The organism is Ruegeria sp. CG1, from assembly GCF_056537265.1.
In genome coordinates this window covers 109955-133087 of sequence record NZ_JBQFRF010000001.1, presented here as the reverse complement: position 1 = coordinate 133087, position 23133 = coordinate 109955, and the positions used below count along the sequence as shown (strand labels likewise).

General features: G+C 55.6%; 22 protein-coding genes and 2 tRNA genes. 15 read left to right on the top strand and 9 right to left on the bottom strand.

The annotated features are described in order from the left end of the window. Positions 1–20: 20 nt before the first annotated feature. The 5 genes from glpX (at position 21) to ACR0AU_RS00640 (ending at position 4124) form a co-directional block, all read left to right on the top strand. On the top strand, positions 21–1004 hold the full coding sequence (gene glpX / locus ACR0AU_RS00660; RefSeq protein WP_170422349.1) for a class II fructose-bisphosphatase: 984 nt from the start codon (positions 21–23) through the stop codon (positions 1002–1004). A 90-nt stretch (positions 1005–1094) separates the two neighbouring features. Beyond that, positions 1095–2837 (top strand): single-stranded-DNA-specific exonuclease RecJ, encoded by a 1743-nt coding sequence (gene recJ / locus ACR0AU_RS00655; protein WP_170733429.1) that lies wholly within the window; start codon positions 1095–1097, stop codon positions 2835–2837. A 109-nt stretch (positions 2838–2946) separates the two neighbouring features. Continuing rightward, positions 2947–3021 (top strand) — tRNA-Glu (locus ACR0AU_RS00650). A 22-nt stretch (positions 3022–3043) separates the two neighbouring features. Then, a tRNA-Glu gene (locus ACR0AU_RS00645) sits at positions 3044–3118 on the top strand. Positions 3119–3332: 214 nt separating this feature from the next. Then, positions 3333–4124: an inositol monophosphatase family protein gene (locus ACR0AU_RS00640; RefSeq protein WP_170733430.1), complete on the top strand. Its 792-nt coding sequence runs from the start codon at positions 3333–3335 to the stop codon at positions 4122–4124. Positions 4125–4128: 4 nt separating this feature from the next. Here the strand turns inward: ACR0AU_RS00640 and ACR0AU_RS00635 are convergent, their stop codons facing one another. The 5 genes from ACR0AU_RS00635 to ACR0AU_RS00615 are packed head-to-tail and all read right to left on the bottom strand — an operon-like array spanning position 4129 to position 9532. Continuing rightward, positions 4129–4695, bottom strand: a complete 567-nt coding sequence (locus ACR0AU_RS00635) for a histidine phosphatase family protein (protein ID WP_170565768.1) — start codon at positions 4693–4695, stop codon at positions 4129–4131. Beyond that, a complete protein-coding gene (locus ACR0AU_RS00630; protein ID WP_170597896.1) occupies positions 4696–5757 on the bottom strand; it encodes an ABC transporter ATP-binding protein in 1062 nt (353 codons plus the stop codon). An 11-nt stretch (positions 5758–5768) separates the two neighbouring features. Beyond that, positions 5769–7982, bottom strand: a complete 2214-nt coding sequence (locus ACR0AU_RS00625; protein WP_170733431.1) for an ABC transporter permease — start codon at positions 7980–7982, stop codon at positions 5769–5771. After that, positions 7983–9008, bottom strand: coding sequence for an ABC transporter substrate-binding protein (locus tag ACR0AU_RS00620; protein WP_170733432.1), 1026 nt, complete (start codon positions 9006–9008; stop codon positions 7983–7985). A 59-nt stretch (positions 9009–9067) separates the two neighbouring features. Further along, positions 9068–9532, bottom strand: coding sequence for an NUDIX hydrolase (locus ACR0AU_RS00615; RefSeq protein ID WP_170396245.1), 465 nt, complete (start codon positions 9530–9532; stop codon positions 9068–9070). Between the two features lie 224 nt (positions 9533–9756). On the opposite strand from ACR0AU_RS00615, the gene ACR0AU_RS00610 reads away from it, so the two are divergent. The 6 genes from ACR0AU_RS00610 to ACR0AU_RS00585 are packed head-to-tail and all read left to right on the top strand — an operon-like array spanning position 9757 to position 14981. Then, on the top strand, positions 9757–10611 hold the full coding sequence (locus tag ACR0AU_RS00610) for a DeoR/GlpR family DNA-binding transcription regulator (RefSeq protein ID WP_170626606.1): 855 nt from the start codon (positions 9757–9759) through the stop codon (positions 10609–10611). Positions 10612–10624: 13 nt separating this feature from the next. Then, positions 10625–11599, top strand: coding sequence for a phosphate/phosphite/phosphonate ABC transporter substrate-binding protein (gene phnD, locus ACR0AU_RS00605; protein ID WP_170733433.1), 975 nt, complete (start codon positions 10625–10627; stop codon positions 11597–11599). Positions 11600–11657: 58 nt separating this feature from the next. Next, positions 11658–12452 (top strand): phosphonate ABC transporter ATP-binding protein, encoded by a 795-nt coding sequence (gene phnC / locus ACR0AU_RS00600; protein WP_170403402.1) that lies wholly within the window; start codon positions 11658–11660, stop codon positions 12450–12452. After that, the gene (gene phnE, locus ACR0AU_RS00595; protein ID WP_170403405.1) at positions 12449–13264 is read left to right on the top strand and encodes a phosphonate ABC transporter, permease protein PhnE; all 816 of its coding nucleotides are present in this window, start codon (positions 12449–12451) and stop codon (positions 13262–13264) included. The genes phnC and phnE (ACR0AU_RS00595) overlap by 4 nt, the downstream gene beginning before the upstream one ends. Continuing rightward, the gene (gene phnE / locus ACR0AU_RS00590; RefSeq protein WP_170733435.1) at positions 13264–14079 is read left to right on the top strand and encodes a phosphonate ABC transporter, permease protein PhnE; all 816 of its coding nucleotides are present in this window, start codon (positions 13264–13266) and stop codon (positions 14077–14079) included. Before phnE (ACR0AU_RS00595) ends, phnE (ACR0AU_RS00590) begins: the two co-directional genes overlap by 1 nt. After that, complete coding sequence (locus tag ACR0AU_RS00585) at positions 14043–14981, top strand: HAD-IIA family hydrolase (RefSeq protein WP_170733436.1); 939 nt, start codon at positions 14043–14045, stop codon at positions 14979–14981. The genes phnE (ACR0AU_RS00590) and ACR0AU_RS00585 overlap by 37 nt, the downstream gene beginning before the upstream one ends. Before the next feature lie 366 nt (positions 14982–15347). Here the strand turns inward: ACR0AU_RS00585 and ACR0AU_RS00580 are convergent, their stop codons facing one another. Genes ACR0AU_RS00580 through ACR0AU_RS00565 form a run of 4 tightly spaced genes read right to left on the bottom strand, consistent with a single transcriptional unit; the run spans position 15348 to position 19591 of the window. Beyond that, on the bottom strand, positions 15348–15719 hold the full coding sequence (locus ACR0AU_RS00580) for a hypothetical protein (RefSeq protein WP_170733437.1): 372 nt from the start codon (positions 15717–15719) through the stop codon (positions 15348–15350). 5 nt (positions 15720–15724) lie between these two features. Next, positions 15725–16615 carry an adenylate/guanylate cyclase domain-containing protein gene (locus tag ACR0AU_RS00575; RefSeq protein WP_170733438.1) on the bottom strand — a complete coding sequence of 297 codons (891 nt, stop codon included), beginning with the start codon at positions 16613–16615 and terminating at the stop codon, positions 15725–15727. 38 nt (positions 16616–16653) lie between these two features. Next, positions 16654–17367 (bottom strand): response regulator, encoded by a 714-nt coding sequence (locus ACR0AU_RS00570; protein ID WP_170396223.1) that lies wholly within the window; start codon positions 17365–17367, stop codon positions 16654–16656. Next, positions 17360–19591, bottom strand: coding sequence for an ATP-binding protein (locus ACR0AU_RS00565; RefSeq protein ID WP_480438707.1), 2232 nt, complete (start codon positions 19589–19591; stop codon positions 17360–17362). The genes ACR0AU_RS00570 and ACR0AU_RS00565 overlap by 8 nt, the downstream gene beginning before the upstream one ends. A 287-nt stretch (positions 19592–19878) precedes the next feature. On the opposite strand from ACR0AU_RS00565, the gene ACR0AU_RS00560 reads away from it, so the two are divergent. From ACR0AU_RS00560 to ACR0AU_RS00545, 4 genes are all read left to right on the top strand, one after another. Beyond that, positions 19879–20691 (top strand): alpha/beta fold hydrolase, encoded by an 813-nt coding sequence (locus ACR0AU_RS00560; protein WP_480795142.1) that lies wholly within the window; start codon positions 19879–19881, stop codon positions 20689–20691. A 64-nt stretch (positions 20692–20755) separates the two neighbouring features. Next, positions 20756–21586, top strand: coding sequence for a class I SAM-dependent methyltransferase (locus ACR0AU_RS00555; RefSeq protein WP_480795141.1), 831 nt, complete (start codon positions 20756–20758; stop codon positions 21584–21586). A 117-nt stretch (positions 21587–21703) separates the two neighbouring features. Further along, the gene (locus ACR0AU_RS00550) at positions 21704–22063 is read left to right on the top strand and encodes a group I truncated hemoglobin (RefSeq protein WP_170396214.1); all 360 of its coding nucleotides are present in this window, start codon (positions 21704–21706) and stop codon (positions 22061–22063) included. 3 nt (positions 22064–22066) lie between these two features. Next, the gene (locus ACR0AU_RS00545) at positions 22067–23089 is read left to right on the top strand and encodes an adenylate/guanylate cyclase domain-containing protein (protein ID WP_170396212.1); all 1023 of its coding nucleotides are present in this window, start codon (positions 22067–22069) and stop codon (positions 23087–23089) included. The last annotated feature ends 44 nt before the right edge of the window (positions 23090–23133 follow it).

Genomic DNA, 23133 nt, shown 5'->3' with positions numbered 1-23133 from the left:
TGACCAAAGGATATGCGAAGATGAACGCTGCCAAGATCGATTTCAACGACCGCCTGCTGTCTCTGGGCCTTGCACGGGTGGCAGAACAGGCCGCGCTGGCGTCCGCCTCTCTGGTTGGCCGGGGTGATGAGAAAGCTGCCGATCAGGCTGCCGTCAACGCTATGCGTGAACAACTGAACCTTCTGGACATTGAGGGTGTCGTTGTCATTGGTGAGGGCGAGCGTGATGAAGCGCCAATGCTCTATATCGGCGAAGAGGTTGGCACTGGTAACGGCCCGGGCGTAGACATTGCGCTGGACCCGCTTGAAGGCACAACCCTGACCGCCAAGGATATGCCCAACGCGCTGACCGTCATTGCCATGGGCCCGCGCGGCTCAATGCTACACGCTCCGGACGTATACATGGACAAACTGGCCATTGGTCCGGGCTTTCCCGAAGGTGTCGTAAGCTTGGACATGAGCCCGCGCGAGCGAGTTGAAGCGCTGGCCAAGGCCAAAGGCTGTGAGCCTGCGGATATTACCGTATGCATATTGGAGCGTCCCCGCCACGAAGCGATGATTGCTGAAGTCCGCGATACCGGTGCGTCGATCCGCCTGATCACAGATGGCGACGTCGCAGGTGTGATGCATTGCGCCGAAAGCGAAGTGACCGGCATCGACATGTATATGGGTCAAGGTGGTGCGCCCGAGGGTGTGCTTGCCGCAGCCGCGCTGAAATGCATGGGCGGTCAGATCTTTGGCCGCCTGTTGTTCCGTAATGACGACGAACGTGGCCGGGCGGCCAAGGCGGGCATCACAGATCTGGACCGTGTTTATGCGCGCGACGAGATGGTAACGGCGGATGTAATCTTTGCCGCTACTGGGGTCACCGGAGGTTCACTGCTGCCGCGCATCAAGCGGGAACCGGGTTGGGTTGAAACAACGACGCTGCTCATGCGATCAAAAACGGGCTCGGTGCGGCGGATGTCCTACCGCACGCCGATGTGGCCACACAACGAAGCATAGCGGCTTGCGCCAGCGCCTTCAGCAAGAGTATTCATAAAAGACCAAGAGGCCGGATCCGCAGGGGTCCGGCCTTAGTGCATGAGGTGAGATGTGGCATTTCTGGGCGTAGAGCAATCTCTGACGGGGCGACGCTGGATCGGACCGGGGATTGAGGTCGAGCGGTCAGCAGAAATGATGGCGCAGCAGACAGATCTGCCTCGCGCCGTCTGTCAGGTTTTGGCACGGCGTGGTGTTCCGGTGATGGAGGCCGCCGGTTTCCTGGAACCTAAGTTGAAGGAACTGCTGCCCGACCCGCGATCGATGAAAGATATGGACGTCGCTGCGGCCCGGTTTCTACAGGCTGTGCGCAAGCGCCAAAAGATCGCAGTGTTTGCTGACTATGATGTGGACGGGGGCAGTTCGGCTGCGTTGTTGTTGGTGTGGCTGCGCCAGATGGGGCTTACCGCGACGCTTTATGTGCCCGACCGGATTGATGAAGGCTATGGGCCAAATGTGCCTGCAATGCAGGAACTGGCGGCTAGCCATGACCTGATCATCTGCGTGGATTGCGGAACGCTGAGCCACGAACCTATCGCGGCGGCGAAGGGTGCGGATGTGATCGTTTTGGATCACCATTTGGGTGCAGAAACCCTGCCGGATTGCGTCGCCGTGGTGAACCCGAACCGACAGGACGAAAGCGGCGATCTGGGCTATCTCTGCGCTGCTGCGGTGGTGTTCCTGATGCTGGTCGAGGCGGGTCGTCAGTTGCGTGAGGCCGGGGCCAAGGGGCCGGATCTGATGGCAATGCTCGATCTGGTGGCGCTGGCCACGGTGGCGGACGTTGCGCCGTTGATCGACGCTAACCGGGCGCTGGTTCGACAGGGCCTGAAAGTGATGACCCAAAGGCAAAGGCCTGGTTTGGTCGCGTTGTCAGACGTGGCGCGCATGGATACCGCGCCCAATAGCTATCATCTGGGGTTTCTTCTGGGGCCGCGCGTCAATGCAGGCGGTCGCATTGGGCAGGCTGATCTTGGCGCGCGGCTGCTGAGCACGGACTCGATCACTGAGGCCAAAGCCTTATCCGAGCGGTTGGATGCCCTGAATTCGGAACGGCGCGAGATCGAAAACGCGGTCCGCGCGGCGGCTTTGGCGCAAGCCGAGGACCGTGGGTTGGATGGGCCGCTGGTCTGGGCTGCAGGCGAAGGTTGGCATCCCGGCGTGGTAGGTATCGTTGCATCGCGACTGAAAGAGTCGGCAAACCGGCCCGCTATCGTGATCGGGTTCGACGGGGATGAGGGCAAAGGTTCAGGCAGGTCGATCTCGGGCGTTGATCTGGGCGCGTCGATCCAGCGACTGGCTGCCGATGGGCTGCTGGTCAAGGGGGGTGGCCACAAGATGGCGGCCGGTCTGACGGTGATGCGTGATCAGTTGGAGCCTGCAATGTCGCGCCTGTCCGAGCTTCTGGCCAAACAAGGTGCAGGCCAAGGCGGTCCCGGCGACTTGAAACTGGACGGGGCGCTGATGCCCGGGGCCGCGACAGTCGATCTGATCGAACAGGTAGAGAAAGCGGGTCCTTTCGGGGCCGGTGCCCCTGCCCCGCGCTATGCGCTGCCTGATCTGCAAGTGCGCTTTGCTAAACGCGTGGGCGAAACACATTTGAAGCTGTCACTTTCGGATGGAATGTCTGGCGGACTGGATGCCATCGCCTTTGGCGCGTTCGACGGTCCGTTGGGGGATCGCCTGTCTAATCACGGCGGTGCGCGGTTCCATTTCGCGGGTCGGCTTGAGGTGAATACCTGGGGCGGACGACAGAGCGTGCAGCTGCGACTGGAAGACGCGGCAGAAGCTGTCTGACAACCGTTTCAACGCCGCTCAGGAACGGCCAAAAAAGTTTCACAGCCTTGCGTTTTTCGTCTTGCGGGGGGGGAAGGTAAACCGTAAAAGGCCCTCCACAAGCCAGCGTGGCCCGTTCGTCTATCGGTTAGGACGCCAGGTTTTCAACCTGGAAAGAGGGGTTCGATTCCCCTACGGGCTACCACTTGTGCTTGTCTGGTCTAAATGGCCCGTTCGTCTATCGGTTAGGACGCCAGGTTTTCAACCTGGAAAGAGGGGTTCGATTCCCCTACGGGCTACCATTTTCTTCAATGCTAAAATCGTTCCCGGCGACGTATTCTTACAGCATCGTGTTTAGCACGAAACCTGCGCGCCCCGTTTTGAAGACGCGAAATGCGGTTGAAGGCACGCCTGTAAATGGCTGCCCCGGACCGAGTTCACCAGCATTTGGTATTTGCCATTCCATCACCAAGCCTGCACAGTTTTGGCCAACAACAGATATGATTTGGATTCCCAATGGATTACCTCAAAGAACGCAAAGACTTCGCGATCGCGATCTGCAAGGAAGCTGGCACAATCGCCTCCAGATATTTCTCCGACCGGGGCGGTTTGATCGTCGATCAAAAAGGCGCACAGGATTGGGTCAGCGAGGCAGACCGGAATGTCGAAACCTTCATCCGCCAGAGGATCGCCGAGGCTTTGCCCAACGATGGCATATTTGGCGAAGAGCATGGTGAAACACAAGGCTCAAGCGGATTTGACTGGGTGATCGATCCAATTGATGGCACCACGAATTTCGTCAATGGCATTCCGGCCTGGACCATCGTTCTGGCGGGCGTCGCTGAGGAAAATACGGAGATCGGTGTGATCCATGACCCAAATATCAATGAGACCTTCGTAGCCTCGCGCGGAGGCGGGGCAACACTGAATGATGCGCCAATGAGGGTCGCTTCGGGTGTCGCGCTGCATCAAGGAACGGTGGCAGTGGGTTATTCGAACCGGGTGGATAACCGTAACATTGTTCCAATCGTCGCGAACCTGATCGAGCGTGGGGCCATGTTTCACAGAAACGCCAGTGGCGCGCTGTCACTGGCCTATGTCGCAGCGGGCCGGCTGCTTGGCTATGTCGAAGAACATATGAACGCCTGGGATTGTCTGGCTGGTCAATTGATGATCGCGGAAGCAGGCGGCGTGGTTGAAGATCAGGACGCAGGTGTAATGATCCGCAACGGCGGTCGGGTGATCGCTGGTACTCCGGATGTGTTTGATACTTTGCGTGAAATCTCTGAGAACGCATGGCAGGCCTGACAATCTAGTCGATTGAGCGCCATCCGCTCAGCGGTTTAAGGTCCGTTAGATCGGCTTGCCAATAATGGCCTTGCCCGGGCTGATCATACCTCCGATCAATGGGGCGGCCCGACAAGGAGCACCACAGAAGGGTCCCGACGGCCCCATGGGTAACGATGGCGAGGTCACTGCCATCATGCGTTTCGATAATTGAAGTTACTGCTTGGTTTATCCGCCGCTGGGCGGCAGCGGCAGTTTCCCAGCCGCGAAAACTGGTGTTGGGGTGGGCAAAGAATGCGTCAGCGGCAGCTTCGAACCGGTCACGCGGCAAAAAACCGGTGGCGCTTCGATCATTCTCGCCAAGTGCGGCATCTTGTTTTATCCGCAGGCTTCGGGGCGCAGCCAGGATGTCGGCCGTCTCGCGGGCCTTTTGCTCGGTGCTGGCCCATAGGTGGGTAACTTCTGCAAAAATTCCGCTGGTTGCGAAGGCCGCAGCGCGGCGGCGGCCTACCGCGCTAAGCCCCCAGTCCTGAATGGGGGTGTTCGGGTCAATGATGACCTCGGGGTGCGTGATGATTAGAAGACAGGGCATCTATTCGGGCAAAAGCACCGGACCTTTCTCGGCGAAGGCCATCTGTACTTCTGTACCCGGCTCTAGCGGCGCATCGACATCGTCATGGACTGCAAAGACCTGGCCGAACGCACCAGTCAGAGTGTACTCCATTCGGACACCCACATAGGTGGCTTTGGAGACGGTCGCTGCAACCCCTTGCGCGGCTCCAATCACAAGTCGAGAAGGCCGGATGGCGACGGTCGCAGGCCCTTCGGTCAAGCCACGGGATGCCAAGGTATGGCGGTAGCCTTCGATCTCGATGGTGGCCATGTCGCCGTCGACCGAGATGATCTGGCAGGCAAGCAGATTTGCCTCACCAATAAAATCAGCAACAAAGCGATCATTTGGGGCGTCGTAAAGCTGGCGGGGCGTGCCAATCTGGGCAATCGCGGCATTCCGCATCACGACGATTTCGTCGGACACCGCCAGAGCCTCTTCCTGATCGTGTGTCACGTAGACGACGGTCAGGCCAAGGTCTTGCTGAATGGCCCGGATGTCCTCGCGCACCTGGCGGCGTAATTTCGCGTCGAGGTTAGAAAGCGGTTCATCAAACAACAGCACCTGTGGTTCCAACACCAAAGCCCGCGCTACAGCGACGCGCTGCTGTTGGCCACCAGACAGTTCTGACGGGAGGCGGCCGTCAAAACCTTTCAGTCCAACCAGCTCTAAACCGTCCAAAGCGCGGCGGCGGGCCTCGTCTTTAGCAAGACCCGAGAACGTGAGGCCATACATCACGTTCTCAAGCACGCTCATATGAGGAAACAGCGCGTAGGACTGGAACACCATGGATACGTCGCGGTCCGTCGCGGGCAGTTTGGTCACATCGCGATCCCCGATGGTGATCTTTCCCGAGGTGGCCATTTCGAGCCCTGCGATCATCCTCAGCGTCGTCGTCTTGCCGCAGCCCGACGGGCCCAACAGCGTGACCAGCTTTCCGGCTTCGACATGCAGGTTAATGTTGTCTACGGCAACGACATCCTTGCCAAACATCTTTGTCACGGACTCGAACCGAACCGGCGCGGCTTTGGACTGCAGGCTCATGTCAAACTCTCCTAAACATTGGTCCGCGACTGCGTCATTCGTCGCCCGATCTTGGTCCGGCCCACGATCAACTGCATCAGGGCAACCACTGACAGCATCACAAAGATCAGTGTGGTGGAATAGGCGATGGCGAGACCATAGTCGTTATTCTCGACCCGCCCGATGATATAGCTGGTCGCCATGTCATATTCCGCGCTGACCAGAAAAATCACCGCCGAAATCGCCGTCATGGCCCGCACGAAACTGTAGACAAGGGCGGCAAGAATTGCCGGGCGTAGCAGAGGCAGGATGATCCGGCGGAAAGTCTGCCAGGAATTTGCGCCCAGCGTCAGCGAGGATTCGTCCAGGCTGCGATCCAGTTGCGACATGCTGGCGATGCCGGCCCGGACACCGACCGGCATGTTGCGGAAGATGAAGCTGACAACAAGGATGACACCCGTGCCCGTGATCTCGATCGGTGGCACGTTGAAGGCGAGAATGTAGCTGACACCGATCACGGTACCGGGGATGGCAAAGGACAGCATGGTGCCGAACTCAAAAGCGTCTTTGCCTGCGAAACTCTGCCGGGTTAGTAGATAGGCCGTCACGAGCCCAACTGCAGCCGTAAGCGGCGCGGCGATTGCGGCGATTGTTATGGTGGTCCAGAAACTGTCCCATGCGGCCCCTGTCCAGCGAATTCCTTCCGCCTCGAACCGAACCGAGAAGGCAGTGACGTAGTGCTTGAACGTCAGGGAATTATTGACCCCCCACAGCTCGACCACACTGCCGTAGACGATCATGGCGTAGACGACGATGGTAAACACCGCCCAGCCAAGGGCGACGGTTAGCACCGGGATGGAAAGGCCGGTTGGCATCAATGGATGTACGCCAGCGTCACCTTTGCCCGTGACTGTGGTGTAGCTTTTCTTACCCAGCCAGGCTCGCTGCGCGTAGAAGGCTGAAAGCGTGAAGAACAGAAGCACCATGGCCAGAACCGCAGCGCGGCCTTGATCATATTGCGCACCAACAATTGCAAAGAAAATCTCGGTCGACAGCACATCGAAATTGCCACCTAGCACAAGTGGGTTGCCGAAATCGGCCATGCTTTCGATGAAGCCCAGAAGGAAAGCATTAGCAAGGCCCGGGCGCATCAACGGCAGGGACACAGTTTTGAACGTCTGCCACCTGCTGGCGCGCAGTGTCTGTGCCGCTTCTTCCATCGAGGGAGACACCCCTTCAACGACGCCAATCAGTACAAGGAAGGCGATGGGTGTAAATGCCAACGTCTGCGCAATCAGAACACCCGGCATGCCATACAGCCAGCGAGTGGGTTGGGTGCCGAACAATTCGGCAAAGAACTGCGTTACTGAACCCGACAATCCAAACAGCAGGATCAGCGCTAGGCCGATCACGAACGGTGGCGTGATAATCGGCAGAACCGTCAGTGCGCGCAACGCGCGCTTGTACCGAAAGCCCGAGCGGGTCACGACAAGCGCAAAGCACAAGCCGAGCGCAGTGGTGATGAAGCCGACGAGGATGGCCAGAAACAGTGAGTTCCATGCCGCCCCGCATCGTGCGCCCCAGAAACATCCCAGCCCCCAAAGCCGGTCGTCAAAGAATTTCGAGAAGAACACTGCGATGGAGTACGCGCCCTCTTCCGTCACAAAGGCAGCGAACAGCATCTTGGCGATAGGAAAGAATACAAACGCGGTGACGATGGTGATCACACCACCGATGGCGCTGACCACGAAGACGTCTCCGTTAATCGCCCCACGTGCGGCGACACCCTGGGTCAGAAGGAACAGAAAACTCGACGCGCAGATCATCGCGCCATAGCCCATGCCGAACTGCCGATCACCGAGCTCGCCAAACAGGGTTTCGAGCCAGTCGAAGTTGTAGCCTCGGATTCCGATGCTGAACCCTTGTGCGATCAGCCAGCCGAAGCCCAGCGCCCCTGACAGGATCAAAATTCGGGCATAAAGCGGATCTGATTTGGCGCGTCTTAACACCAGAAGTGGCAGCAGGAGTGCAATAAGAAGCGGAGCAAGCCACAGCTTTTCACCCTGCCCGATTAGAAAGGCAGCAGGCGCATAATCTTCGTCGAAAGGGTAGCCGTCCAGCAGCCACTCGAACGACCACAGGCCACCGTCAACCATGTACCACGGCAGCAGGCAGAATCCGACCCACCCGGCGATGACCCAGAAGATCAGAACCGGATGGGTCGTTTTTGTCGTGTCGTCAGTCATTTACTGCGGCAGTACCGAAACCTCTTCGTCCCATTTCTGCAGCAAGCGCTTGCGCTCATCCGACGAGCCGTATTTCTTGAAGTCATAGTCGATCAGCTTGATCTGGCTCATGTCAGGCGCGCTTTCCGAAGTTTCAGCACCTTTGTTTGACGGCACTTGGAAGGCATTTACCTGAAGGGCGAGGTTCTGCGCATCGGGCGACAACGCCCAGTCATAGAACTTCTTGGCCTCTTCTTCGTTGCGCGCGCCTTCGATGATCGACATCGAACCGATTTCGTAACCAGTACCTTCACATGGCGCGACGACTTTGATCGGGAAACCCGATACCGCCTGCTTTACTGCGTCATGCATGAAAACGATACCAATTGTATTCTCGCCTCGACCAGCAGCCTTGATCGGTGCCGAGCCCGATTTGGTGTATTGGTTGATGTTCGAATGTAGCCCCTTCATGAACTCAAATCCTTCGTCCTCGCCGAAGATTTGCACCATCGAGGCCAGAGTCGTGTAGGCCGTACCTGATGAGTTCGGGTTCGCCATCTGAACGTGCCCCTTGTACTCGGGCTTCAGAAGGTCCTTCCAGCAAGCAGGTTCGGGAAGGTTGTTCGCGGCGACAAGATCGGCATTGTAGCCGTAACCAAGCGCACCTGAATAGATGCCGATGGTCTTGTTACCAGCGCTTTCCGCCTGAGAAATCGCCCAATCATGAAGCTGGTCACGCATCGGCGACATGTATTCCATCGTCAAGCCCTCTTCTGCGGCCTGCAGATGCGGATCACCCGTTCCGCCCCACCAGACATCACCCTTGGGGTTGGAGCTTTCTGCACGGATCTGAGCAAATGTCTCACCTGAGGATTTACGGGTCATATTGACGTCAATGCCAGTCGCATCTTCGAAACTGCGCGCCATAAGCTGGCACCAATCCTCTTGCGCAGAACAATAAAGTGTCAACTTGTCAGCCTGTGCCGCTGACATCGATGCGGCAAGGGCAATAAGCGATCCCAACGTTGTGGATGTAAATTTCTTCATTGATTTCTCTCCCTTTAAGTTCACTGCGTCCGGATTTCCCGGCTCTTATATGCCCTTCCTCATGCGGCCTTTCGCAATTTTTCGATAACAGCCAACGTCTCTTGATTATCTGACAGGCTCTTTAACAAACGCGCCAGTTCTTTCTCTTCGACAAGCTTTGCGGCCTTGGCAGGTGAGAACCAGTGGCGCTTGCGTTCGTCGCGTTCCTTCCAACGGCGTTTGAGCCGTTCCACAATCAACGGATAAAGCGTTACGCGGCAAGGCACGCTGCTTTTACCCTCGTATCGCTTGTCATAGTGAAAGCACCCGATCGATTTCTTGGAGATAAAGCCAACAGCTCCGGCCTCTTCCAAAGCTTCGATTTCAGCGGCATGCCAAGGCTTCTTACCATCCATCATCCAACCTTTGGGGATGACCCACCGCCCCCGGTCACGCGAAGTGACCATGAGAACCCGCAGCTTGTCGGACTTGTCCCATCGCACTGGAAGCGCACCGATCTGATCTGTGAATTCGGTCTTGCTCATGCGCGCGCTCTTGGCTCTGGCACTACGCAAAGGGCAATGGCAACACATACGTGCTGTTGAACAAGGTGGCTACATCCAGAACGCCGGTGCACTTCGATTGCTACGCCTCGAAATAGAAACAGTTCTTTGAAGTCTCACAATGAATCGTGGGCTTTGCAACAGAAATTGTTGCAAAACGACTGAAACGCCACAAAAGTGAGATTGAAACCGAGTCGGATTGCCAGATGCCCAAAGCGGAAACGCGCGATAAGAAAACCAACAAGGGCCAGAGTCGGTTCAAGAAATCCGACCGCCGCCGTGAGATATTGTTGGAGTTGAAGCTTCGCCCACACGTCCGGATCAGCGAATTGGCGCAGCGTTTCAATGTTTCGGCGGAAACGGTGCGCAGGGATTTTGATGCCCTAGCTGATGATGGGCTGATCTCGCGGGCGCATGGCGGTGCCTCTGCCCCGATACAAGGACGTTATCCAAGTCTGGATGAGCGCACCCACGCCCGCCTTGATGAGCGTGAAAAGATCGGCAAATGCGCAGCTGACCTGATTCAGGAAGGCGAGACGGTGATGATCGATTCCGGCTCAACCACGATCGAGATGGCCCGTATGCTGGCGTATCGGGGTATCCACTGCACGGCGATTACGAATTCGATACCGGTGGCCATGACCCTTGGCCACGCACCGGTCGAGGTCATTCTGTGTCCCGGCGAATATCTGACCGCCGAGTCCGCCACGATCGGGACAGATACGCTGGACTTTCTATCTCGATTCAACGTCGATCGTTGCATGATTGGCGCGTCCGGCCTCTCGGAAGAAGGACCGTCAGAGACCGTGCGCGGTTTCGCAACCGTCAAACGGATGATGCTGACACGTGCCGCAACGCGACATCTTCTGATCGGGTCCGAGAAATTCGGCCGCAAAGGTTTGACCCGTGTGGGCGATCTTGACGGGCTGAATTCAATCGTGACTGATACCAAACCAACAGGGGATTTGCTGGGCGCGATCAACGACGCCGGGGTGAAGATCCTTGTCGCTGAGCAGTCCTTACAAAGAACGACAAACCGTGGACAGAAAAGCCACGCATGACTGGGAGGAAGAAATGAAATTTGATATCAAACTACTGATCGGAGCTTCCGCAATCGCGCTCTTGTCGCTATCGGGCACCGCTTCAGCGCAGGACTGCCCACGCGGTGATCTGGATGCACGATTCTGCGATGCCGACGGCGATCTGATCGCGGATATCCCCACCGATCCTGCCGATCAGATTGATCCTGATACCCTGATCTTTGCCTACACCCCAGTCGAAGACCCCGCTGTTTACAAAACCGCATGGTCAGACTTTCTTGATCATCTGAAAGCGGAAACTGGCAAAGACGTTGTTTTCTTTCCGGTTCAGAACAACGCGGCCCAGATTGAGGCCATGCGTTCGGGGCGTCTGCATATCGCTGGCTTCAACACTGGTTCTAACCCGTTGGCTGTGAACTGCGCAGGATTCCGGCCTTTCACGATCATGGCGTCGAAAGACGGAAACTTCGGATACGAGATGGAGATCATCACCTATCCCGGTTCGGGCATCGAAAAGGTCGAGGATATCAAGGGCAAGCAACTGGCCTTTACTTCTCCCACCTCAAACTCGGGCTTCAAAGCGCCATCAGCGATCCTGAAAAGCGACTTTGATCTGCTGCCCGAGCGCGATTTTGAACCGGTTTATTCGGGCAAACACGACAACTCGATCCTGGGTGTCGCCAACAAGGATTATCTGGCCGCTTCGATCGCCAATTCGGTCAAATCGCGGATGATCTCGCGCGATGTGATCAACGAAGACGACGTCATCACGATCTACAAGTCGCAGACCTTCCCGACGACAGGCTTTGGCACCGTCTACAACCTGACGCCGGAACTGCAGGAGAAAATCCGCAATGCCTTCTTCAGCTTCGATTGGGAGGGCACGACTCTTGAAGCAGAGTTCTCGAAGTCGAACGAAGGTCAGTTCCTTGAGATGACCTATCAAGAGTTCTGGGACGTCATCCGCAAGATCGACGCGGCCAACGGCGTTTCCTACGCTTGTCAGTAATCGATTTCTAATATGGCGGGCCCTGCGGGGCCCGTTACCACCCGAACCGGGGGCATAAATGCTGCGGCTTCAAAAGCTTACAAAGACTTATAAAACCGGCGATCAGGCCCTGAAAGCGATCGATCTTGATGTGCCCAAGGGTCAGGTTCTGGCGCTGATCGGACCTTCCGGTGCTGGCAAATCCACCATGATCCGCTGCATTAACCGTTTGGTTGAACCCACAAGTGGCGAGGTTCTGCTGGACGACGTGGATCTGGTAAAACTCGGCTCGGGCGCGCTGAGAAAAGCGCGCCGCGAGATGGGGATGATCTTTCAGGAATATGCACTGGTCGAGCGCCTGACGGTGATGGAAAACGTGTTGTCAGGGCGGTTGGGATATGTCGGGTTCTGGCGCAGCTTTCTGCGACGTTACCCCCAGTCTGACGTGGATGAAGCATTCCGCCTGCTGGATCGCGTGGGTCTGTTGCATATGGCCGACAAACGAGCGGACGAACTGTCAGGTGGTCAGCGTCAGCGGGTTGGAATATGCCGGGCGCTAATCCAAAATCCCAAGCTTCTGCTGGTCGATGAACCGACCGCCTCACTGGACCCAAAAACCAGCCGTCAGATCATGCGCTTGATTACCGAGCTGTGTCAGGAACGCGGATTAGCCGCGATAATCAACATTCATGACGTGGCCCTTGCGCAAATGTTCGTACCGCGCGTCGTTGGCCTACGCTTTGGTGAAATCGTATTTGACGGCCTCCCCTCTGGGCTTACGCCTGACAAGTTGACCGAAATCTATGGCGAAGAAGACTGGGAAGCGACCATAGAGAAAGTTGAAGACGACGAAGAGATCGAGGCCGCGGAATGAGCCATCCCGAACTTGATGACCTGCTGGGCAAAGGCTGGCGGAAACCGGCCTTCGTCAAAAACGCCTTACTGCGCTGGACCTTGATCGTTGGATTCGTCGCCTATCTGATTGCGGCATTTATGACCATCGAGGTGGATTGGGGCCGGGTTTATGAAGGCTTGGATCGCGGTTGGGCTTTTGTCCTTGCTTTCACAAGCCCGGATTTCATATCGCGCTGGAGCGATATCTGGAGCGGTCTTCTCGAGAGCATCGTGATGACGGTTGCAGCGTCGGTGGTGGGCATCCTGATATCGATCCCGATCGGACTGGGCGCTGCACGCAATATTGCGCCTCTCCCGGTCTATGTGATCTGCCGAGGCATTGTTGCGATCAGCCGCGCCCTGCAAGAGATCATCGTCGCCATTCTTCTGGTTGCCATCTTTGGGTTCGGACCTTTGGCCGGCTTCCTGACACTGTCCTTCGCCACTATCGGTTTCCTGTCCAAGCTCTTGGCCGAAGACATCGAGGCCATGGACAAAGTGCAGGCCGAGGCGATCAAAGCCTCGGGCGCGCGATGGATGCAATGGATCAACTACGGCGTGCAGCCACAGGTCATGCCGCGACTGGTCGGGCTGTCGATGTACAGGATCGATATCAACTTTCGCGAAAGTGCAATTCTTGGGCTTGTGGGGGCCGGCGGCATTGGCGCCACGCTGAATACGGCGTTTGACCGTTATGAGTATGACACTGCGGCAGCCATTCTGATCCTGATCATCGGGATCGTCATGGCGCTCGAATACCTCTCGGGTATCATCCGCGCGAGGGTCCAGTAATGCCAGTGCTTGAACATGAAAGTACGCAAATCTGGCGCAGACGCACGACCGGTCAAAGCCTTGTGCGTTGGTTTTGCTGGCTGTTGGGTGTGGCGGTCTTTGTCTACTGCTGGCAGATCATCTCGGCCTCGACGACATGGTTCTTTGTGTGGGACGCACCCCGGATCGCGAACGATATCTGGACCCGCGCGACACCACCAAAGTGGGATTACATCACGCAGTTAGGCCGCCCGATCTGGGACACGCTGAACATCGCCACACTTGGTACGATCATTGCGCTGTTCCTTGCCGTACCGGTCGCCTTTCTGGCCGCCCGCAACACCACGCCGTCGGCCGTGTTCATCCGCCCCATCGCGTTACTGATCATCGTCTCAACCCGCTCGATCAACTCGCTAATCTGGGCGCTTTTGTTAATCGCAATCATTGGACCCGGAGTATTCGCAGGTGTTATCGCCATAGCCATTCGTTCGATCGGCTTCTGCGCCAAGCTTCTCTATGAAGCCATCGAGGAAATTGATCACACCCAAGTCGAAGCCATCACCGCCACCGGCGCATCCCGCTGGCAGGTCATGGCATATGGAATCGTCCCGCAAATATTGCCCGCCTTTGCCGGGATCGCCGTATTCCGCTGGGACATCAATATTCGCGAGTCTACGGTTCTTGGCCTTGTGGGCGCAGGCGGCATCGGGCTGCAATTGTCGGCGTCGCTGAACGTTCTGGCATGGCCGCAGGTCAGCCTTATCCTGATCGTCATTCTGATTGCCGTCATGATCAGCGAATGGGTGTCTGCCAAAGTACGAGGGGCAATTATTTGAGCCGCTTCACGACCCAAGAGGCTTTCGAAGCCTACGAGGCCGTTCGGCATCGACTTCCGGCTGCTGAACCAGCTGTTCAATCCTATCAGCATGCGAACACTTTGATGGATATTGCTGAAGGCTTCGATGTATTCCTTCTGGATGCGTTCGGTGTCCTCAATATCGGCGAGACTGCGATTCCCGGTACAGCCGCACGGATTGATCAGCTCAAAGCCATGGGTAAACGTGTTCTGGTCGTCTCGAATGCAGCTGGTCACCCTCATGCGGCGCTCGTCGAGAAATACGCCCGGCTGGGATATGATTTTGCGCCAGAGGATATCATCACAAGCCGCGCAACACTGCTGGCTGAGCTAGGCGGTCAACGCGCGCTGCATTGGGGTTTGATGGCAACACCCAGCACCGGCCTTCGCGATCTGGAAGATTTGAACCTGACTTATCTCGATGACGATCCCGAGCCCTATGACTCGGTTGAGGGGTTTCTGATGATCGGCTCAGCCGTCTGGACCGAGGCACGTCAAGTCCATCTGGAAGCAGCCCTGCTAAAACGCCCGCGTCCTGTATTGGTTGGAAATCCGGACATAGTCGCACCACGCGAGCACGGATTTTCAAACGAACCCGGTCTGTTCGCGCATCGTCTTGCCGATCGAACCGGCGTTGTACCCGAATTCTTCGGCAAACCATTTGAGAATATTTTTGACTTGGCTTTTAAGCGACTTGGCCGGGTCGATAAAACTCGCGTGCTTATGGTTGGTGACAGCTTGCATACCGACATATTGGGGGCCCATGCTGCCGGAATCGCCTCGGCCCTGATTTCGGGGTACGGTTTTTTCGCAGGGCATGACGTCGATGACGCAATCACACAGGCGCAGATCATGCCGGATTTCGTTGTGAACCGACCATAATCTGATCACGCCTGCTTAGTTCCGCTTCAAATCCAAGCGCCCGCCCGTGCTTTTCAATACTCGCCATGTGATCAATTCGCGAAGGCATCACAGGTCGTTGTTGGCTCATCGCTTCCCAAATACTGAACCCTGCGCCCTTCATCGAAGGTTGGACTGCCCAACGCACATGCGACCTCTAAGCTCAACCTGTCCCAAACCCGAACAACACCGGCTTCGCTGGTTGTCGCAAAAGAATTTCCGTCTGGTGCCAGCGCAATACGCCAGGTCGGGCCTGCATGGATCTTTTCGACAGGCATGAGCCGACGGTGCGTCGCGATATCCCACCAATGCAGTTCCCCAGATCGGTCGATTGCCACCAAGGTTGCCTCATCCGCCAAAAAGACAACATCCGTCGCCCCACCATGTATGGAAATGGTTCTTCGATACGTCCGGAGTGAAATTTGCGTCATTGTTTACAAGCAGTTCGTCGCCCTCTTTGGCGACCGATACAATCTGCACCTCACACCCATCCACAGGGCAGGCATTGGGCATCGCTGACTGGGCAGTTGCATCAGCACCATACAAGAGTGTAATTGCACCCAGGATCAGAGCGCCCTGACGAAGCTGGTTTCCTGAAGTATTCAATGACATCATTCCCTCCCAATCTTGGTTGAAATACGCAATTGGTGCCGATTCTAGCACAATCGCGAGTTTCTTTCTGAGACTTTCACCACAGAAGCCAGAATTCAGGCGTGCCACGTCGTTTATCGGCGGACGACCTCAAACTCTAATGGGCGCGCATCAGAGTGCAAAATTGATAGTGCAGGCGATATCAGCCCGCTATCGGCCAGCATTATGTTCTCGCGCTTAAGCTGGATTTCACGCGCATTCTCGAATTGTACGTAAGTTCCCGACGAACTGCGACCCGCCAGCATCAGCTTCCCGCCTTTCATGCTGAGTACCGCATGCAGTCGCGAAACCCACAGCTCAGGCAGGATGACATCGCATTGACTGGATCTGCCGATCGTTAGCTCCCCGCCTTCCCGACACCGCCAGGTATGATCGTCGTGATAAAGAATGAGCGCAAAGCTTTCATTCTGCTGCATGCCCTCAGATCCGCTGGCCGTCTGCGTCGGCAGATGCATCACGGTGCTTAACCCGTCCGTTGAGGCCAGGACTGAATAAGCTTTGACCGGGTCACTCACACCTTTCAGGCGAAGCGATCCGATTGGGGTGAGCATCTGGAGACTTTCGGGGCTTAGATCCTTGGCGACGCTTTCGCTGACACAAGCTTCACCCGGATTGGCCGCGGCCGCCAAACGTGCGGTCAGATTAACTGTTTCGCCAAATATCCCATTATCGCCAATAACAACAGGACCTTGATGAACACCCGCGTGGACCGACAGTAATGTTCCAGGCGGTTTCTGAATCATCTCTACAACCGCGTTTACGGCGGCCTCGGGTTCCTTGAAATAGGACAAGACGTCATCGCCTTTCTGCCCCACAGGAACTCCGCCAAACCCAAGTAGAACCTCACGCAATCGATCGATTTCAAACTGAATCAACTGCTGCGCCTGATCGTCCCCCATTTCTTCGTAGAACGGAGTGCTGTCAGAAATGTCAGCAATTATGGTTGTGACGAGCTTGGTTTCCACGGTGCTACTCGCAATGTGCTTGCTCGGAACGGCAAACCCTATTTGGGATCATAGACATAACCTATACCCCGCACGGTTCTGATGATTTCCGGCTTTTCCGGGTTGGTTTCAAGCTTCCGGCGCAGTCTGGATATTCGGATATCAATGCTGCGGTCGAACGGATCCCAGGACCGGTCATGCGCTTGTTCAAGCAGTTGATCACGGTTCAAAACACGCCCTTTGTTTTCAGCAAACACCTTGAGCAGACTATACTCCATCGCCGTTAGCGGGACCTCGGATCCATCCGGCGCAAGAAGTTTGGCTGCCTCTTTATCCAGCGTGTAGTCGCCAAAAAGGGCCAAATTGCCTTCGGAGGCATCTGCGGGCAGACTTTCGTTGATGGCCCCTCGGCGCAATAGGGCCTTGATCCGCGCTTCCAGTTCCCGAAGATCAACCGGCTTTCCAAGATAGTCATCTGCCCCCATCTCAAGCCCGATGATCCGGTCCACTACATCGCCTGCTGCAGTCAACATGATCACGGGCGTCGTGTTTTCAGGACGAAGCGATCTGAGGATCGAAAGACCGTCTTCCTTTGGCATATTGATATCCATGATCATGACATCAACAGCTCGAGAGGAGATGACAGACCGGAGCTCTTCTCCGCCAGCGGCTGCAGAAACCTCGTACCCGCGTTTGCTCAGATATTCCTGAAGCATCTCGCGCACGTCGATCTCGTCATCGCAAACCAGGATATGGGTTTTCTGGTCATTCATCCGTTTGATCCTTCTGATCGGCGAGCAGCTTTCCGACAAGTATTCTCAGTTCCGAAGGCGAGACGGGTTTTTCCAGATAGGGCAGACCGGATTCCTTCAGCAGTCCCAATGAGCTTTCACCCATGGTGTCCCCGGTGATGTATGCTGTCCGGGTCAGCATTTTCGGAAAACGCGCCACCAGCGCCTCATAAATCTTGCGTCCGTCAACACCGGGCATGTTCATATCACTTAGGAATACATCGTAGCTGGCGGACTGCAGTTGCCTGAGCGCCTCTTCTCCTGAGGTAACGAAATCAACGTGAAAGCCGTCCTTCCGCAGTATCTCGGCATTGATCTCACCCACTTCGACCTCATCATCCACGACCAATGCACGGTGCTTGGCAAAATTCGCGGCGGGTTCGGGTTTTTCTTCAGCCACATCATTTTGCATCTTTGCGACGGGCAGAGTTATCCGGAAGCAGGTGCCGGACATTGCGGCCTGATCAAGCCTGATCTGACCGCCATGGGACAGAATGATCCGGTGACAGAAAGCAAGCCCAATCCCGGTGCCGTCACCCACCTCCTTTGTGGTGAAGAACGGCTCGAAGATACGTGCGCGTATGGCTTTGGGGATACCTGGGCCATTGTCCTGAACCGTGATCTCAACCATTCCGATGGCAGGCTTCACCTCGGCAGACAGCATGATGTGGTCGCCGATGCCGGATGCGGTCATGGCCTGCTCGGCATTGATGATAAGGTTCAAGACGACTTGCGTAAGCTGGTCCGCATCCCCGGCAACTGCGGGCAGGTCTGCTGGCAGACTTTGCTCAATGCGAATTTCGCCTGATGAGCTACCGTACCCGGCGACATCCGCAGCTGTTTCAATCATGCTGGGAACATCAACCTGCTCGATCTTGCTGGGCTGCTGGCGCGCCATCGCCAGAAAGGTCTTTACAATCTTCGCGCAGCGTTCAGCGGCATTGCCGATTTTTTCAATCCTGACACCGAGATCGGGGTCAGAAATTTCTTCCTTCAACATCAACGAATGACCCACAACAACCGACAACGGATTGTTAAGCTCATGCGCCACACCGGCGAGTAGTTCGCCAAGCGCAGACATCTTTTCGTTCTGGAACAGCAGCTCTCGTTGCTTTTCAAGCTCAACCTCAATGGCCAATTCATCGGTCAGATCGCGGGTATTGGAAACGATTACTTCTTCACCATTGAACTCGATCAGCCGTGAAGAATCCGCCCCCCAGAACTTTCGCCCGCTTGCATCGACGAACTCCATACGCCGATCCTTAAGCGCCCCCGCTTGCCGGAGGTCTTTCAGGTACCGTTCGCGCTCATTCGGGTCCGCATAGTAGGATTTCGAACTTTCTGCTTCACCAAACAGCGCCTTTATCTCGGGCGTAGCAAACAGCACCTCGCCGGTGTCGGCATGCGTCATGTTGATGGCTGCTGGATAAGCCTCCATGACCTGACGGATCAAGGCATCAGCCTCTTTCTGGACGGTTAGATCGATCACGCTGGTCACGATGACTTCTTCGCCTTTGTAATCGATCAATTGAGACGAAATCGACGCAGGGAAGGTTTTGCCAGCCGCATTAATCAAGTCGAGCTTGTAGTCATCGACACGACCATCGGCCAAAAGCTGGGTTACAAAATCCGCGCGTTCTTCCGGCTTTTGATAATGCTGTTTTGCAGATTTGGAAGGTCCGAACATCTGCAGCGCAGCAGGCGTGCGATACAAGATCTGACCATCACCAATCCGCGCCATGGTTACGATTGCCGAACTGGCATCCAACACCTTTCGGATCAATAGATCGCCGTCGCGCTCTTCGACCTCGGCTTGTTTGCGTTCGGTGATATCCTCACGCGTGACGACAAATCCGCCGAACTTGGTGGGATGAACAGAAACCAGATAGGTACGCCCATCCGTTTCCATCAGCTCAAAGTCTTGGATGAACTCGACCCCATTAGCCAACCGGTCCGAAACCCACTGCTGTTCATTGCCGATGGCCTCGGCGTAAATTCCCCGGCGCGCCGTCTCACGCATCAGGATTTCCCAGTCCAGTCCGGGTTGCAGCAGGTCGGCAACCCCCTTGTTCATCTCGGCATATCGTTGATTGAACAGGACAAGGCGGCGATCATCATCATAGAGGGCGAACCCTTCTTTGAGAGATTCGATCGCATCACGAAGAAGGTCCCTCGCCTTCTCGATTTCTTCAAATTCGTTCGCCATGCCCATCGTCATCCTGAATTTTTAGGATACCATTGTTTCAATGCCATTTCAAAATTAGCATCGTGTGTTTCAATTGTTTCAATAGGTGCCAACTCAGCCAAGTACCGGCCGATAAACCTGTTTGTTTTTGAGCCGGATAGCAAGTTGTGTGACCTGCTTCACAGAGCAACAACTGAAACACTTGGCACCGCTTCCAGACATCACAATGAAACATAGAAAGGTCAGTTAATGCCCATCTTAAGTGCGATTGGGTAAGAACGATGACTATTTCTTTTAGAACTACTGAAATGATTAACGCACCTATTTTTGCGTTGCATTCTTCGGCGTCCAATAGTGGGCAATGGAACCAACTGGCGGCGGATCTGGAAGGTCGCTTTAGTGTTCACGCTGTTGATCTTCCCGGGTACGGTCGTAGCCCGTTGACTGGAGATAACTCTCAAAACGGTGCGGCGTTTTCTGCCATACCGGTAATCCGCGAAATCGAAGCGCTGGGACGCCCCGTGCATCTGGTTGGGCATTCCAACGGCGGAGGCGTCGCCATCAAGGTCGCGTTGATGCGTCCTGATCTTGTCAAAAGCCTGACGGTATATGAGCCTGCAGTCTTTCATTTTCTGCAGGCTGGCAATGATGTCAGCAAGAAACTGTTCGGGCAAATCCAGCTTCTCGCGGGTGTGGTGAGCGCCGCAGCAGCGGATGGCGATGCCGCTGCTGGTATGCATCACTTTTTGGATTTCTGGAACGAGAAGGGGCTTTGGAACTCGCTGCCCGCGCAGGCCCGAGACCGGTTCATTGGGATGATCCCATCAGTCATGTCTGATTTTGCAAAAGGTTTTGCTGAAACCTGGCAACTGAAGGACCTGTCCAAGCTTGATATACCGACGTTGGTAATGACTGGTTTGGAGTCACCTGAGATTGCGCAGCACGTCTCGGTTGAGATCGCGAAGGCTTTGCCCAATGCGCGGATCGCGTTGCTGCCCGAGCTGGGCCATATGGCGCCGGTCTTCCAGCCCGAATGGATCAACTCAAGGATTTTCGAACACGTGGCCAATGTGGAGCGGCCCCTTGAAACTGTCAGCTGGCCAGAACGTCAAGCTGCCTGACCGGGGCCGCATTTAGCAATGCGGCCTTCATCAAACCACTACCACATCAAAAAGGAGCAATATCATGGGTATTCAAACATCGATCAACGCCACCACAGACTTTGCGGCAATCAAAGCAAAGCAAAACGTCGCCTGGGGCTCCGGCGACTACAGTAAAGTGGGTGTCACCCTTCAAATTACGGGTGAAGAACTGGCTGAAACCATGGATATGATGCCTGGTTCCAAGGTGCTGGATGTCGCCGCCGGGAATGGCAACGCCACCCTGGCCTTCGCCCGGCGCTTTTGTGATGTTACATCAACCGACTATGTAGAAGCCCTGCTGGACGCCAGCAGCCAGCGCGCCAAAGCGGAAGGTCTGTTCGTGACCTACAAGGTTGCCGACGCCGAAAACCTGCCTTTCGATGATCAATCCTGCGACGCGGTGGTTTCGACGTTCGGCGTGATGTTCACACCGAACCAACAACAATCAGCAGCAGAGCTGCAACGGGTCGTCAAACGCAGCGGCAAGATTGGTCTGGCCAACTGGACGCCGGACAGCTTCATCGGCCTTCTGTTCAAAACGATCGGTAAACATGTGCCTCCACCTGCTGGCGTAAGCTCTCCGGCTTTGTGGGGCAGCCGGGACTGGATTGAAGAAGCCTTCGGATCGCACAGCACCATCGTTTCGTTCCGACGCAAGAACTTCATGTTCCGCTACCGTTCAGCCGAACACTTCCTAGAGTATTTTCGGACGTTCTATGGCCCGATGCAAAAGGCCTTCGATGCACTGGACGCATCGGGACAAGAGGCGCTGCAGCGCGATATCATGGCCCTGATCGAAAAGTTCGATATCTCAGGCAATGACACACTTTGCATCTCATCCGAGTACGCTGAAATTGTCATGCAGCGCGGCTGAGATCGTGAATCACTGGCTCATCGTTCTTTGACCCAACCGTCAAAGAACGATGAAGATCACCCGGTGTAGTCGATCCAACATTTTCTTGGTATTAGTTTGTTTAAGGGGGATTTTGTTATGGCCGAGCGCACACTTTATGAAAAATACGGTGGGTTTTCACAGATCAGCAAGATCGTGTTCTCGTTCTATGACATCCTGCTGGACAATGACGAGGTTGGACCCTTCTTCGACAACGTGGATATGAGCCGCATGGTCGACCATCAGACCAAGTTCATAGCGTCGCTCCTTGGTGGTCCGGCCTCCTACACCGACAATCAACTGCGCCAGTTACACTCTCATCTCGAAATTACCGATGACCATTTCGACGAATTGGAGGTCGTGCTCCGTGACGCTTTGCAAAGACACGGCGTGGATGCCGAGGATATCGATATCGTTGTCGCGGAATTCAGTAAACGTCGTCCCTTGATTGTTGGATAAATCATGACCATCGAAGCCATCAATGAACAGCTCCTTCGCGCGATTGGTGTGGGCGTTGCCCTACTGGACCGTCAATCGCTGAAGTTTGGGTTCCGCAATGATACGTTTGACGAGTGGTTCAGTGCCGATGGCCCTTCAGACCAATTGCAGCAGCTCTTTCCTGATCTGGATATCGACACAGTGCAAACAAGCCTGTCCGGCACCGGGCGACATACATCAGAAATCACCTTCAAAAAGAAACGCCGCACACTGGTGATCGCACTCGATTTCACGGTCGCGCACGACGATGTGCTGGTTCTGGTATGTCAGAACATCACCCGTATCAAAGAGCTGGAGTCCATGATCGACTCCTATTCGATGATGGTGGAACGGAACACGCGCGAGTTGAAGCGGGAAAAGGAGCAGGTTGAAAAACTGCTGCTAAATCTGATGCCCCGGTCGGTCTACGAAGAGTACAAGACTTTCGGTGTGGTTACGCCACAACTCTATGATCCCGTCTCCGTCCTGATGCTCGATTTCGTTGGGTTCACGGATATGGTCGCCTCGCAGGACCCAAGCGTCACCGTCACTGAACTGAACGATATTTACAGCGCGTTTGATCGCATTGGTGAGCAATTCGGTTGCGAACGGATCAAGACGATCGGAGACGCATATATCACCGTTGCTGGTCTGCCCGATCCGACTCCGGATCACGCCAAGGCAATCGCAAACACAGCCATTCGTTTCGTACGCTATTTGACCCGCCGAAACCTGAGCCATCCGCATCAGTGGCGGTGCAGAATTGGACTGGCCACGGGATCGGTAGTCGGGTCGGTCGTTGGCATCCAGAAGTATGTGTACGATATCTTTGGTCCGGCTGTGAATCTGGCCTCCAGACTTCAGGAATTCTCTGACCCGATGCAGATTTCAGTCCAGGACGAAGTCGCGCAGGTCCTCAAAGATCAGTTTGACCTTGAGAATGTCGGCGCGCGAACAATCCGTGGGTTTGGAGAGCAAGACATCTGGCGCTTGTCCGACGATAGCTGAGCGTCAATGCCCGCTGTAATCCTTTGTTCGCACTAAATGGTGAC